14 protein-coding genes and 1 pseudogene are annotated in these 13,083 nt (G+C 69.3%); 8 read left to right on the top strand and 7 right to left on the bottom strand.

The annotated features are described in order from the left end of the window. The first annotated feature begins 233 nt into the window (after positions 1 to 233). Together serC and sepH are read left to right on the top strand one after the other, a co-directional pair. A complete protein-coding gene (serC, locus tag A5730_RS19845; RefSeq protein ID WP_067904111.1) occupies positions 234 to 1,352 on the top strand; it encodes a phosphoserine transaminase in 1,119 nt (372 codons plus the stop codon). 118 nt (positions 1,353 to 1,470) lie between these two features. Further along, positions 1,471 to 2,262 (top strand): septation protein SepH, encoded by a 792-nt coding sequence (gene sepH, locus A5730_RS19840; protein WP_067904108.1) that lies wholly within the window; start codon positions 1,471 to 1,473, stop codon positions 2,260 to 2,262. A gap of 12 nt (positions 2,263 to 2,274) precedes the next feature. Here sepH and A5730_RS19835 read toward each other — a convergent pair whose 3' ends face one another. From A5730_RS19835 to A5730_RS19825, 3 genes are read right to left on the bottom strand one after another with little or no spacing between them, the layout of a single operon-like run. Further along, positions 2,275 to 2,547: a DUF2537 domain-containing protein gene (locus A5730_RS19835; protein WP_067904106.1), complete on the bottom strand. Its 273-nt coding sequence runs from the start codon at positions 2,545 to 2,547 to the stop codon at positions 2,275 to 2,277. Next, entirely contained in the window at positions 2,544 to 3,371 is an 828-nt protein-coding gene (locus A5730_RS19830) for an RNA methyltransferase (protein ID WP_067904102.1), read from the bottom strand. Before A5730_RS19830 ends, A5730_RS19835 begins: the two co-directional genes overlap by 4 nt. Next, a complete protein-coding gene (locus A5730_RS19825; protein ID WP_067904099.1) occupies positions 3,368 to 3,799 on the bottom strand; it encodes a MarR family transcriptional regulator in 432 nt (143 codons plus the stop codon). The genes A5730_RS19830 and A5730_RS19825 overlap by 4 nt, the downstream gene beginning before the upstream one ends. Positions 3,800 to 3,979: 180 nt before the next feature. Here A5730_RS19825 and A5730_RS19820 point away from each other — a divergent pair, with 180 nt between their 5' ends. Beyond that, entirely contained in the window at positions 3,980 to 4,255 is a 276-nt protein-coding gene (locus A5730_RS19820) for a DUF2530 domain-containing protein (protein WP_067904512.1), read from the top strand. A 30-nt stretch (positions 4,256 to 4,285) separates the two neighbouring features. Further along, positions 4,286 to 4,741, top strand: a complete 456-nt coding sequence (locus tag A5730_RS19815; RefSeq protein ID WP_067904096.1) for an SRPBCC family protein — start codon at positions 4,286 to 4,288, stop codon at positions 4,739 to 4,741. A gap of 164 nt (positions 4,742 to 4,905) precedes the next feature. Here A5730_RS19815 and A5730_RS19810 read toward each other — a convergent pair. Beyond that, a pseudogene (locus A5730_RS19810) lies at positions 4,906 to 5,682 on the bottom strand (DUF3027 domain-containing protein); the annotation flags it as partial. Between the two features lie 130 nt (positions 5,683 to 5,812). Between A5730_RS19810 and A5730_RS19805 the strand changes: the two are divergent. Further along, on the top strand, positions 5,813 to 7,465 hold the full coding sequence (locus A5730_RS19805; protein WP_067904091.1) for an MFS transporter: 1,653 nt from the start codon (positions 5,813 to 5,815) through the stop codon (positions 7,463 to 7,465). After that, entirely contained in the window at positions 7,462 to 7,950 is a 489-nt protein-coding gene (locus A5730_RS19800; protein WP_082946907.1) for a DUF2771 domain-containing protein, read from the top strand. The genes A5730_RS19805 and A5730_RS19800 overlap by 4 nt, the downstream gene beginning before the upstream one ends. A gap of 16 nt (positions 7,951 to 7,966) precedes the next feature. On the opposite strand, the gene A5730_RS19795 is transcribed toward A5730_RS19800, so the two are convergent. The 3 genes from A5730_RS19795 to A5730_RS19785 form a co-directional block, all read right to left on the bottom strand. After that, positions 7,967 to 8,971, bottom strand: a complete 1,005-nt coding sequence (locus A5730_RS19795; protein WP_067904089.1) for a glutathione S-transferase family protein — start codon at positions 8,969 to 8,971, stop codon at positions 7,967 to 7,969. 27 nt (positions 8,972 to 8,998) lie between these two features. Further along, positions 8,999 to 10,927, bottom strand: a complete 1,929-nt coding sequence (locus A5730_RS19790; RefSeq protein WP_067904086.1) for an acyl-CoA dehydrogenase family protein — start codon at positions 10,925 to 10,927, stop codon at positions 8,999 to 9,001. A 101-nt stretch (positions 10,928 to 11,028) separates the two neighbouring features. Beyond that, entirely contained in the window at positions 11,029 to 11,442 is a 414-nt protein-coding gene (locus A5730_RS19785) for a cold-shock protein (RefSeq protein WP_067273548.1), read from the bottom strand. Positions 11,443 to 11,604: 162 nt separating this feature from the next. On the opposite strand from A5730_RS19785, the gene A5730_RS19780 reads away from it, so the two are divergent. Together A5730_RS19780 and moaA are read left to right on the top strand one after the other, a co-directional pair. After that, positions 11,605 to 12,009, top strand: coding sequence for a YccF domain-containing protein (locus A5730_RS19780; RefSeq protein WP_067904083.1), 405 nt, complete (start codon positions 11,605 to 11,607; stop codon positions 12,007 to 12,009). Continuing rightward, positions 12,006 to 13,079 carry a GTP 3',8-cyclase MoaA gene (gene moaA, locus A5730_RS19775; RefSeq protein WP_067904080.1) on the top strand — a complete coding sequence of 358 codons (1,074 nt, stop codon included), beginning with the start codon at positions 12,006 to 12,008 and terminating at the stop codon, positions 13,077 to 13,079. The genes A5730_RS19780 and moaA overlap by 4 nt, the downstream gene beginning before the upstream one ends. The last annotated feature ends 4 nt before the right edge of the window (positions 13,080 to 13,083 follow it).

Below are 13,083 nucleotides of genomic sequence, written 5' to 3'. Positions count from 1 at the left end.
CCCAACGAGGTTTACATTTGGACGTGCTGTGTCCAGACAGTACCGCAGGTACCGCATATCTTCCAGACCCGGTTGCGGCACTGTGAACTGACCAGTGGTCACGGTTTTGGTGTGCCCTGCGTCACAGGGCGCGAAACGCCGAGCGGTCGCGGCCAGCGCTTTCGCCGGGGCCCGGGTCGCCCGCGATCGGACCGCCGCGTGGCCGGTCAGGTCCGCTCACTACCCTGTTGGGCATGGCTGACCAGCTCGAGGTTCCCGCTGACATCAAACCCCGCGACGGCCGCTTCGGATGCGGCCCTTCCAAGGTCCGGCCCGAACAGTTGGAGGCGCTGACCACCACCGCGGCCCCGCTGTTCGGCACGTCGCACCGGCAGGCGCCGGTCAAGAATCTGGTGGGCCGGGTCCGGACGGGAGTCGCCGAGCTGTTCTCGGTGCCGGACGGCTACGAGGTCATCCTCGGCAATGGCGGCGCGACGGCGTTCTGGGATGCCGCGGCGTTCGGGTTGATCGACGAGCGCTCGCTGCACCTGTCCTTCGGCGAGTTCAGCTCGAAGTTCGCCTCGGCGGTCGCGGGCAACCCGTTCGTCGGCGACCCGATCATCATCAAGGCAGACGCGGGCAGCGCCCCCGAGCCGCAGGGCGATCCCTCGGTCGACGCGATCGCCTGGGCACACAACGAGACCTCGACCGGGGTCGCGGTGCCCGTGCGCCGTCCCGCCGAAGCCGGGGACGCCCTGGTTCTCATCGACGCGACCTCCGGCGCCGGCGGCCTGCCGGTCGAGATCGGCGACACCGACGCCTACTACTTCTCCCCGCAGAAGAATTTCGCCAGCGACGGCGGCCTGTGGCTGGCGATCATGAGCCCGGCGGCGCTGGCGCGGGTCGAATCCATCGCGGGGTCCGGCCGCTGGGTGCCCGACTTCCTGTCGCTGCCGATCGCGGTGGACAACAGCCTGAAGAACCAGACCTACAACACCCCGGCGATCGGCACCCTGGCGCTGATGGCCGAGCAGCTGGACTGGATGCTCGGCAACGGCGGGCTTCAGTGGGCGGTCAAGCGCACCGCCGACTCGTCGCAGCGGTTGTACTCCTGGGCCGAGGAGCGGTCGTACACCACGCCGTTCGTGGCCGACCCCGGGCTGCGGTCCCAGGTGGTCGGCACCATCGACTTCGTCGACGACGTCGACGCCTCGGCCGTCGCGAAGGTTTTGCGGGCGAACGGCATCGTCGACGTCGAGCCCTACCGCAAACTCGGGCGCAACCAGTTGCGGGTCGGGATGTTCCCGGCGGTCGACCCCGACGACGTCAGCGCCTTGACGCAGTGCATCGACTGGGTGGTCGAAAACCTGTAACCGCCTCGCAATCAGCCCGCAACCGCCCAGCGTGTCACCACAGGTTGAGGGCGTCAGCTGCACTAGAGTGCGCACGAGACGGGTCCGTCGACCTGCACGGAGCCTGCGAGGAGAAACCATGCGGGAACTCAAAATGGTTGGGATCGGCGCCGACGGCAAACACGTCATCTGCGAGGCCGGCAACCCGGAGGAGCAATTCAAACTGGCGGTCGACGATCAGCTGAAGGCCGCGGTGCGCGGCGAGACCATCCCGACCGAGCAACCGCAGCTCGACATCCAGGTGACAAACATGCTGAGCCCCAAGGAGATTCAGGCCAAGATCCGGGCCGGCGCGTCCGTCGAACAGGTGGCCGCGGCGTCGGGCTCCGACATCTCGCGGGTCCGCCGGTTCGCGCACCCCGTGTTGCTGGAACGCGCCCGCGCGGCGGAGTTGGCCACGGCCGCGCATCCGGTGCTCGCCGACGGCCCCGCGGTGCTCACCCTGCTGGACACCGTGAGCGCGGCGCTGGTGACGCGCGGTCTGGAACACGACCGGCTCAGCTGGGACGCCTGGCGCAACGAGGACAGCCGCTGGACCGTGCAGCTTGCCTGGAAGGCCGGCCGGTCCGACAACATCGCGCACTTCTCCTTCGCCCCCGGCGCGCACGGCGGAACGGTCACGGCCATCGACGATGCGGCCAAGGAGCTGATCGATCCGAACTTCGACCGCCCGCTGCGGCCGCTCGCGCGGGTGTCGCACGTCGACTTCGAGGAGCCGGCGAAACCGGCCGCAGCCCCCGCGCAAGCCGCGCAAGCCACGCAAGAGGAGCCCGCCCGGCCCGAGCAGCCGGTGCACACCCGACGGGGTAAGCCCGTCATCCCGGCGTGGGAGGATGTGCTGCTCGGCGTGCGCTCGGGCGGACAGCGCTAGCCTTTTTTGGCGTTACCGCGCCACCGTCAAAGCGAGCAGCGTCAGCCACGCCCCCGCGACCCCGATTCCCGCGCCCAGCAAAAACCAGCGCAGCACCAGCTTGTGACGCCATCCCCACAGGGTCGGCGCCAACCCGCCCGCCGCCACGAGGTTGAGCGCGACCGCGAGCAACGGATGCACCCGGACCAGTCCCAAACTGAGCACCACGATGGCGGCCCCGGTCACTGCGGCCACGAACCCCGCGACCGTCAAACCCGTTGCCCAAGGCACGGAATCGTCGGTCACGAGCCGAGCCTAACCCGTTCGTAGAACGCCAAAGCCCCCGCAGTGGCGACGTTGAGCGAGTCGGTGCCGCGCGACATCGGGATGCGCACGCGGACGTCGCTCATGCGCAGGGTCGCGGGCGTCAGCCCCGGCCCCTCGGCGCCCACCAAGACCGCGACGCGTTCGTCGCGCGCGGCCGCCATGGCCTCGGGCAGAGCGCAGGCCCTGGTGTCCGGGGTCATCGCCAGCAGCCGAAATCCCTTGTCTTTGAGCGTGGCCAGCTCGGCGGGCCAGTCCGTCGCTCGGGCGTACGGGACCAGCAGCGCGTGGCCCATCGAGACGCGGACGGCACGACGGTACAGCGGGTCGGCGCAACCGCCGCCGAACACCACCGCGTCCACGCCGAGTCCGGCCGCGTTGCGAAAGATCGAGCCCAGGTTCTCGTGATCGTTGACGCCCTCGAGCACCGCGACGGTTCGGGCATGGTCGAGCAGTTCGGCGACGCCGGGTTCCGGCACCCGCCGGGCGGCGGCCAGCACCCCGCGGTTGAGGTGGAAGCCCACCACTTGCGCCATGACGTCGGCGGAGGCCCGGTAGAACGGCGCAGCATTGCCGGCGAGCTCGGCGGCGATCTCGCCGAGCCGGCGCTCGGTGCCCAGCAGGGCGTGCGGGGTGAACCGGGAGGCCAGCATGCGCTGCACGACCAGCACGCCTTCGGCGATCACCAGTCCCTTGCCCGACGGCAGGTCGGGACGACGATCGACGCTGTTCAGGTCGCGGAAATCGTCGAGCCGCGGGTCGTCCGGATCGTCGACGTCCTGAACGTTCAGGCCATCGTGGCTCACGGGCCTTCGTCGACCAGGGCCAGCATCAGGTCGGCCGCGCTGCGCAGGGTGTCGCGTTGCTCGCTGTCCAGCGTCGCCAGCCGCTTGGCCAGCCACTCCTGGCGGGCGCGGCGAGTGGCTTTCACCAGCTCGGCGCCGGACTGGGATACCGAGACCAGCACCTGCCGGCCGTCGACCGGATGCGGGGCGCGATCCACCAGGCCCATGTCGGCCAGCGAGGCGATCACGCGGGTCATCGACGGCGGCCGAACCCGCTCGCGAATCGCCAGCGCGCCGGGCGTCATCGGGCCCTCGTTGGCCAGCGTGGCCAGCGCCGACAGCTGCGACAACGACACCGGTGACGACGGGTTTCGAAACCGGAGTTGGCGGGCCAGCCGCATGACCGCCAGCGACAGGTCGCTGGCCAGCCGCGCATCGCTGTCAGGCATGGCGCGAGGTTACACGCAACGTCGAGGAATCGGGATACGAACCCGTGAACGTCGGATGTTGTCCTCAGCGCCGCCGGCGGCGGGTCGCCGAAGCGCTTGCCCCGGCGCGTAACCCGCGCTTTCCGCCCGGCCGCGCCACCGTCCGGCGGCCCGCACCCGCGGCGGGCTATGTTGATCGCGATGTCTGTTGAACCCGGCCGGGCCCGCGAAGCCCCGCCGCTGCCGCCCGCGCTACTCAACGCGTGGCCGTTCGTCGCGCTCGGCGCGCTGGGCTGGCTGGCCGCGCTGGCCGCCGCGTTTCTCGTGCCCTCGCTTCAGAGCTGGCGCCCGGTCACCCTGGCCGGGCTCGGCGTCGGGGCGCTCGGCACCGGGATCTTCGTGTTACAACTCGCCGAGGCCCGCCGCGGCGCGCGCGGCGCTCAGGCCGGGCTCGAAAACTACTTCGAGCACGACTAACCCGCACTCGACACCAACCCGGGAGGATCGATGGTAGCCCCGCTGCTGCAAGCCCAAATCGATATCGACGCACCGGTTTCCAAGGTGTGGGAGTTGATATCCGACCTTCGGCGGATGCCGGAGTGGAGCCCGCAATGCCGCTGGATGAAGAGCTTCGGCCCGCTGCGCCAGGGCACGCGCACCCTCAACCTCAATCGCCGTAACCGGATGTTCTGGCCGACCACGTCCACCATCGTCGAGGTCATCCCCGAGACGAAGCTGGCGTTCCGCGTCCAGACCAACGGCACGATCTGGAGCTACGAACTCGAACCCACCGGCGCGGGCACCCGGGTGACCGAAAGCCGGCACGCCGAAAACGGCGTCACCGCGTTTTCGAACCTGTCGGTGAACACGCTGTTCGGCGGCACCACCAACTTCGAACGCGAACTGGTCGACGGGATGAACACCTCGCTGGCCAGAATCAAGGCCGCCGCCGAAAAGGGCTAGTCCGCCTGCGGCTGCTCGGGCTCCGGCGTTTCGGGTGCCTCGGGCTGGGGCTCGGGGGTCTCGGGCGTCTCGGGCGTCAACGCCGTCGGCTCCGGTTCGGGCTCCCCGCCACCGTCCGGCGCAGCCTCCTCGGCGCGGGCCTGGACCGGCTCGGGCGCCGCCGGCGGCGCCTCCGCGACATCGAGCACGCCGTCGTCGTACGGCTCGTAGGCGGGCGACCCGGTGCCCGCCGGGGCCGGGGTGTCCGAATGCGCCCCGCATCCGTACTGCTTGTCGACGATCTGCCCGTCGGCCGACAGCTCGTTGCCGCACACCCCGAACATCGCGCCTAGCGATCCCGCCAGGGGCAAGAAGAAACCGCAGTCGCGGCACACCCGTTTGGTGGAGCGCGCCATCGGTGAGTCGGGGCCGTGATCGCCGGTGTGCCATCGTTCGGCCGCCTCGGCGCGGCCCCAGGCACTCATCACCCAACGCCGGCCCAGCCCGACCTCGGCGGCGGTCTCGTCGACCTGCGGGTCACCGCTGGCGGTGTAGCCGGGGACCAGTCGCGGATCGTCGGCCGCCGGCGCCAGCAGGTCTCCCGGGCTCAAGTCGCCCGGGCGCACCCGCTGATCCCATGGCACCCACTCGGGCGCCAGCAAGGCCGTCGGTCCCGGGATCAGCACCACCTCGCTGACGGTGGCGTGGTCGGCGCCCGGGTGCGCGGCGACGACGACGGCCCATTGCCAGCCCTGGTAACCGGGCAGATGCGCCAGGAATCGGTGGGTGGCCGCGGCCGGATCCTCGTAGCTGACGCCCAGGTAGTCCCCCACCGCCTCGGCGCCGCTGAACTCCACGACGGCGGCCCTGGCCTGGTCCACCGCGCCCGTGAGCAGCCCCGCCAGGCCCTCGGGCCACTCGGCCACGGTCGCCACGGCGGATTCCTCGATCGGCCCGGTCACGCTGTCCCCTTCCTGCATTGCGGTTCCAATACTAGGTTGGCGAGCCACACCCCGTACCTGCAGACGCATGTCGTCGCCATAGGGGAGAATCTCCAACGTGTCTGGACGGCGGCGTGACGATCCGGGCCGCGTGGCCTCCAACCCGGGGCGCCGGCCCCGCAATGGGGCCCACAATCAGCATCCGGGCACGGCCAACTACCCCGCCGGCGAGGGCGCCGACCAGCGGACCCGCCGGCCCCCGCCGATGCCGAGCGCCAACCGCTACCTGCCGCCCATCGGCCAGGAGTCGGAGCCGGATCCCATCGACAGCCCGCCACCGCGGGGCGCCGCGGCCGGCGAACGAATCACCGTCACCCGCGCCGCCGCGCTGCGCAGCCGCGAGATGGGTTCGCGGATGTACTGGATGGTGCAGCGCGCCGCCACCGCCGACGGCGCCGACAAGTCCGGTCTGACCGCGCTGACGTGGCCGGTGGTGGCCAACTTCGCGGTGGACGCCGCGATGGCGGTGGCGCTGGCCAACACCCTGTTCTTCGCGGCGGCCACCGGGGAGAGCAAGGGCCGGGTGGCGTTGTACCTGCTGATCACCATCGCGCCGTTCGCGGTCATCGCGCCGCTCATCGGCCCCGCGCTGGACCGGTTGCAGCACGGCCGCCGCGTCGCCCTGGCCGCGTCGTTCGTCCTGCGGACGGCGTTGGCGCTGGTGCTGATCATGAACTACGACGGTGCCACCGGGAGTTACCCGTCCTGGGTGCTCTATCCGTGCGCGCTGGCCATGATGGTGTTCTCCAAGTCGTTCAGCGTGCTGCGCAGCGCGGTGACCCCGCGCGTCATGCCGCCCACCATCGACCTGGTGCGGGTGAACTCGCGGCTCACCGTGTTCGGTCTGCTCGGCGGCACCATCGCCGGCGGGGCCATCGCGGCCGGGGTCGAGTTCGTCTGCACGCACCTGTTCAAGCTGCCGGGCGCGTTGTTCGTCGTCATCGCGGTGACGGTCGTCGGCGCCTCGCTGTCCATGCGGATCCCCCGCTGGGTCGAGGTGACGGCGGGTGAGGTGCCCGCCACGTTGAGCTACCGTCAGCAGAGCGAACCGCAGCGGCGAAGCTGGCACAAAGAAGTCAAGAGGGTCGGCGGAACGCTGCGACAGCCGTTGGGCCGCAACATCATCACCTCGTTGTGGGGCAACTGCACCATCAAGGTCATGGTGGGCTTCCTGTTCTTGTACCCGGCTTTCGTCGCCAAGGCACACCAAGCGAGCGGCTGGGTTCAGCTGGGCATGCTCGGCATGATCGGCGCGGCCGCGGGCATCGGCAATTTCGCCGGCAACTTCGCCGCCGCGCGCCTGCGGCTGGGCCGGCCGGCCGTGCTGGTGGTGCGCTGCACGCTGGCGGTCTCGGCGGTCGCGCTGGCGGCGTCGGTGGCGGGGACCCTGGCGGCGGCCGTGATCGCCACGCTGGTCACGTCGGGCTCGAGCGCCATCGCGAAGGCCTCGCTGGACGCCTCTTTGCAGAACGATCTGCCGGAGGAATCGCGGGCGTCGGGGTTCGGGCGCTCGGAGTCGACGCTGCAGCTGGCCTGGGTGCTGGGCGGCGCCGTCGGCGTCTTGGTCTACACCGAACTGTGGGTCGGCTTCACCGCGGTCACGGCGATACTCATCCTCGGGTTGGCGCAGACACTCGTGAGTTTCCAAGGGAATTCGTTGATCCCCGGCCTCGGGGGGAACCGGCCCGTCATGGTCGAGCAGGAGGGCGCGCTTCGCGGCAGCCCGGCGGTGGTGCCCGAGTGAAACGCGGTGTGGCCGTGCTGCTCGCCGGCCTGATGACGGTGGTGTGCGTGGCGGTCGGTGTCGGCACCTGGCTGCTGGTGCGCCCGTCCGGTGCGCAGCGCCCGGAGATCAGCGCGTACTCGCACGGCCACCTCACCAGGGTGGGGCCCTACCTGTACTGCAGCGTGCTCAACCTCGACGACTGTGACACCCCGCAAGCCCAGGGCGAACTGAAGGTCAGCGAGCGCTATCCGGTCCAGCTCTCCGTGCCCGACGCGATCTACCGGGCACCGTGGCGGTTGCTGCAGGTCTATGAGGATCCAACCAACACCACCAGCACCATCTTTCGGCCGGCCACCCGGTTCGCGGTCACCATCCCGCCGGTCGACCCGCAGCGCGGGCGCCTGGTCGGGATCGTCGTCCAGTTGCTGACGCTCGTGATGGATCCCGCCGGCCAGCTGCGTGACGTCCCGCACGCGGAATGGTCTGTGCGCCTGACCTATTGAGCCGCGCTCGACGCGGCTAGGCACCGTGGCCCGCGGGCACCCGCTCCCCCTCGACCGGTGGCCCCGGCGGTGTGCCGTCACCGAAAGGCTTGCCGCCCAACGCCTCCCGGCCATGCGGCGAGAGCCAGCCCGTCAGGTCCGGCCCCTTGGGCACGATCCCGGTGGGGTTGATGTCGGCGTGCACGATGTAGTAGTGCTGCTTGATCTGGACGAAGTCGACGGTGTCGCCGAACCCGGGTGTCTGGAACAGGTCGCGGGCATACGCCCACAACACCGGCATCTCGGACAGCTTGCTGCGGTTGCATTTGAAATGCCCGTGGTAGACCGGGTCGAAGCGGGCCAGCGTGGTGAACAGCCGGACGTCGGCCTCGGTTATTGTGTCGCCCACCAGATATCGCTGATCGGCCAGGCGCTCACTCACCCAATCCAGCGCCGTGAACAGCCGGTCGTAGGCCGCGTCGTACGCCTCCTGCGAGCCGGCGAAGCCGCACCGATACACCCCGTTGTTGATCTCGGTGTAAACCCTCTTGTTGACCTCGTCGATCTCGGCGCGCAGCGGCTCGGGATAGAGCTGCGGTGCGCCGTCGCGGTGGTAGGCCGTCCATTCGGTCGAGAAGTCCAGGGTCATCTGCGCGAAGTCGTTGGTGACGACCGCCCCCGACGGGACGTCGACGAGCGCGGGCACCGTGATGCCCTTCGGGTAGTCGGGGAAACGCTTGAAGTAGGCATCCTGCAGCCGGGGGATTTGCAGCACGGGGTCGACGCCGCCCGGGTCGAGGTCGAACGTCCAACTGCGTTCGTCGTGGGTGGGTCCGCAAAACCCTATGGACATAACACTTTCCAGGCCGAGCAACCGCCGGACGATGATGGCGCGGTTGGCCCATGGACAGGCTCGGGCAACGATCAGCCGATACCGTCCGGGTTCCACGGGGTAGCCGTCTCGCCCGTCGGCGGTGACGCGGGTAGTGATGTACTTGGTGTCACGGGTGAATTCACCCGTGCCGGCAACGTAGGTGGCCATATCTCCCGCGTCTCGCTCGAATGTCGGTCAGGAACTCAGAAATCGCCGAGCCAGGTTCGTCTCGGTTGATGCGCCCTGCTCCCAGTGGGCGATCCAGGGCCCGGTGCCCTCCGACTGGTCGATGATGCCCTGCTCGAGCCAGGTGTAGCGGCCCTGGAGCACCTCGCGGGTCAGCCGGACATCGCGGCCGTCGGTATTGCTCCACAACGCATCGAATAGCGCATCGACCCGCAGGGTGGCCTGCCGGCAAAACGCATCGGCCAGCTCGTAGGCCTGTTGACCGACCGCCGGGTCCACGGCCCTCTGCGCCTCGGCCCGCACACAGGCCGCCGACATCGCGAACAGCTCGGCACCGATGTCCACGATCCGCCCGAGGAACCCCTGGCGCTGCTCCAACTTGGCCTGCCAGCGCGCCATCCCGTAGAAGGTGTTGCGGGCCAGCTTGCGGCTGGAGCGTTCCAGGAACCGCAGGTGCGACGCCAGCGGTCCGAATTCACTGTAAGCGCTGGGGCGCTGTCCTTCTCCAAAAACCAGCTGGGGCAACCACTTTGCGTAGAAACCAGTGGCGCCTACCGCTGCCGTCGCCTTTTGCCGCAAACCCGCGTCGGGCTTCGCGAGGTCACCGGCCGCCGACAAGTGGGCATCGACCGCCTCCCGGGCGATGAGCAGCCTCATGATCTCGCTGGATCCTTCGAAAATGCGATTGATCCGTAAGTCCCGCGCTACCTGTTCCACCGGCACCGCCCGTTCGCCGCGCGCGGCCAGGGACTCCGCCGTCTCGTAGCCCCGCCCACCGCGGATCTGCATGACCTCGTCGGCGATGATGCACGCCATCTCGCTCGACCACAGCTTGGCCAACGCCGCCTCGATCCGGATGTCGTTGCGGCCTTCGTCGGCCATCTGCCCGGACAGCTCGAGCACCGCGTCCAGCGCATAGTTGGTCGCCGCGATGAACGAGATCTTGCGTGCCACCGCTTCGTGCTCGGCCAGCGGCTTGCCCCATTGGACACGCTCTCCCGACCACTCGCGCGCCACCTTCAGACCCCACTTCGACGAACCCGTCGCGATCGCGGGGATCGACAGGCGCCCGGCGTTGAGCGTTGTCAGCGCGATCTTCAAACCGTCGCCCTCGCGGCCGATCAGGTTTTCGCTGGGCACCCGAACGCGGTGCAGCCTGGTCAACCCATTCTCGATGCCGCGCAGCCCCATGAATTTGTTGCGCCGCTCCACGGTGATTCCGGGTGAATCGGCCTCGACGACGAAAGCGCTGATGCCGCCGCGATGCCCATCGCTGCGGGGCACCCGGGCCATGACCACGAGCAGTTCGGCGACCACGCCGTTGGTCGTCCACAACTTCACGCCGTCGAGCTCGTAGGCCGTCCCGTCGTCGACCGGTGTTGCCGTCGAAGCCAGCCGGGCCGGATCCGAACCCACGTCCGGCTCGGTCAGCAGGAACGCCGATATGGCCCCCGCGGCGCACCGGGGCAAGAACCTCTTCTTCTGCTCCGGGGTCCCCGCAAGTTTCAGCGGCTCCGGCACCCCGATCGATTGATGGGCCGACAACAGCGCACCGAGGCTGGGATGAACGGAGGAAACCATCATCAGCGCCCGGTTGTAGGCCACCTGCGACATGTTCAGGCCGCCGTATTCCGACGGAATCTTCATGCCGAAACAGCCCAGTTCGGCCAGACCCTTCACATACTCGTCAGGAATTTGCGCATCGCGTTCGATGACGCTGCCATCAACGCCGCGAAGGAAGTCGCGCAACGTGTCGAGAAACGCGCGGGTGCGCGCCTCGTCGGCATCCGACGGTTTGGGGAAAGGGTGGATGAGCTCCAACGGAAAGCGACCGAGGAACAGTTCCTTTGCGAAAGATGGTTTATCCCAACCGGTTTCGCGAGACTCCTCGGCCAGTGCCCTGGCTTGCTCCTCGGTGACCTGCGCTTGCTGTGCCATCGCAGCCTCCTTGCTCGACGACCGTGGCGAGGTGGGAGTACCCCCTGACCGGCACTTCCTCACCCCTTGTGCGCACGCGGGCGGCACCCGGCGCCGACGAGCTAGGCGTCGAGCTCCCGGGCGACGGCCCGAACCACCTCGGACACCCGGCGAGCGGTCTTGCGGTCCGGGTAGCGCCCCTTGCGCAGCTCGGGCTGAACGGCGCTCTCCAGCAGCGTGATCATGTCCTCGACCATGCCGTGCAGTTCGTCGGGGCTGTGCTTGTGCTCGGCGGGCGTCTCGCGGCGGCCCTGAGCCTTGGTGAGGCTGGGTGGCGGCTCAATCAGCTTGAGGCTCAGCGCCTGAGGCCCGCGCCGCCCGGAGGCGATGCCGAACTCCACGCGCTGGCCCGCTTTGAGCCCCTCGACCCCAGCGGGCAACGCCGACGAGCGGACGTACACGTCTTCGCCGTCCTCTTGCGACAGGAAGCCAAACCCCTTGTCGGCGTCGTACCACTTAACCTTGCCGGTCGGCACTGGTCTCACCTGCTTGTCTAACGGATCAATAGAATGGCCAACACAATAAGCGTCCCGCCTGCGCAGGACGCCGTTTGGTCCTTGATCCTACTCGGGTGCTTGCCTGACGAGCACCCCCGTTATTGCCCACTCGGTACACTGGGCGGTACCGGTGGAGGAGATATGCGCCTGATCCTGAACATCATCTGGCTCGTGTTCGGCGGCCTGTGGATGGCCGTCGGATACGTCGTCGCGGCGCTCATCAGCTTCCTGCTGATCATCACCATCCCGTTTGGTTTTGCGTCGCTGCGCATCGCCTCGTACGCGTTGTGGCCGTTCGGTCGCACGATCGTCGACAAGCCGACCGCCGGGACCGGTGCCCTGATCGGCAACGTGATCTGGGTGGTGTTGTTCGGGATCTGGCTGGCGCTCGGTCACCTGATCAGTGCGGCGGCGATGGCGATCACCATCGTCGGCATTCCGCTTGCCCTGGCGAACCTCAAGCTGATCCCGGTGTCGCTGATGCCGTTGGGCAAGCAGATTGTTCCGGTCGACTCCCCGCCCCGATACTCGGCGGTGGCCGCATGACGCTGACCGCCCTCGGGCTTCCCTCGGTGCCGGGCCGCACCGACGGCCTGCCCGACGCGCCGGCCACCGGCCCGCTGATCGACACCTACGGGCGGGTGGCCACCGACCTACGCGTCTCGCTGACCGACCGCTGCAACCTGCGGTGCAACTACTGCATGCCGGCCGAGGGCCTGGACTGGCTGCCCGGCGAGCGGCTGCTGCGCGCCGACGAGCTGGCGCGGCTGTTGCACATCGCCGTCACCCGGTTGGGCGTGACCAGTGTCCGGTTCACCGGAGGCGAGCCACTCTTGGCGCGACACCTCGGGGAGGTGGTCGCGGCGGCGGCGGCCCTGCGCCCGCGGCCGGAGATCTCGCTGACCACCAACGGCGTCGGGCTGGCGCGGCAGGCCGCCGCGCTCGCCCGGGCGGGCCTGGATCGGGTCAACGTGTCCCTGGACAGCGTGGACCGCGACCACTTCGCGGCGATCACGCGCCGCGACCGGCTCAGCGATGTGCTGGCCGGCCTTCAGGCCGCCCACACCGCGGGGTTGGCGCCGGTCAAGGTGAACGCCGTGCTCGACCCGGTCACCGGGCGCGAGGACGTCGTGACACTGTTGCGCTTCTGCCTCGAGCACGGCTACCAGTTGCGGGTCATCGAGCAGATGCCACTCGATGCCGGCCATCAGTGGCGGCGCGGCGCCGCATTGAGCGCCGATAACGTGCTCGACGCCCTGCGCCCGCACTTCCGGCTGCGTCCCGACCCCGCGCCGCGGGGATCGGCGCCCGCCGAGCTCTGGCTGGTCGACACGGGCCCGGACACGCCGAGCGGCAAGTTCGGTGTCATCGCGTCGGTTTCGCACGCGTTCTGCTCGGCCTGTGATCGCACCCGCCTGACGGCCGACGGCCAGGTCCGCAGCTGCCTGTTCTCCGCCGAGGAGACCGACCTTCGGACCTTGCTGCGCACCGGCGCGTCCGACGACGCGATCGAGCGCGCGTGGCGCGTCGCGATGTGGGGCAAGCCCGCCGGTCACGGCATCAACGACCCGAACTTCATCCAGCCCGCTCGTCCGATGAGCGCGATCGGTGGCTAGCCCG

Source organism: Mycobacterium sp. ACS4054, from assembly GCF_001667275.1.
GTDB lineage: Bacteria > Actinomycetota > Actinomycetes > Mycobacteriales > Mycobacteriaceae > Mycobacterium.
The sequence above is the reverse complement of the archived record's forward strand: the minus strand, read 5'-3'. Positions and strand labels throughout refer to the sequence as shown.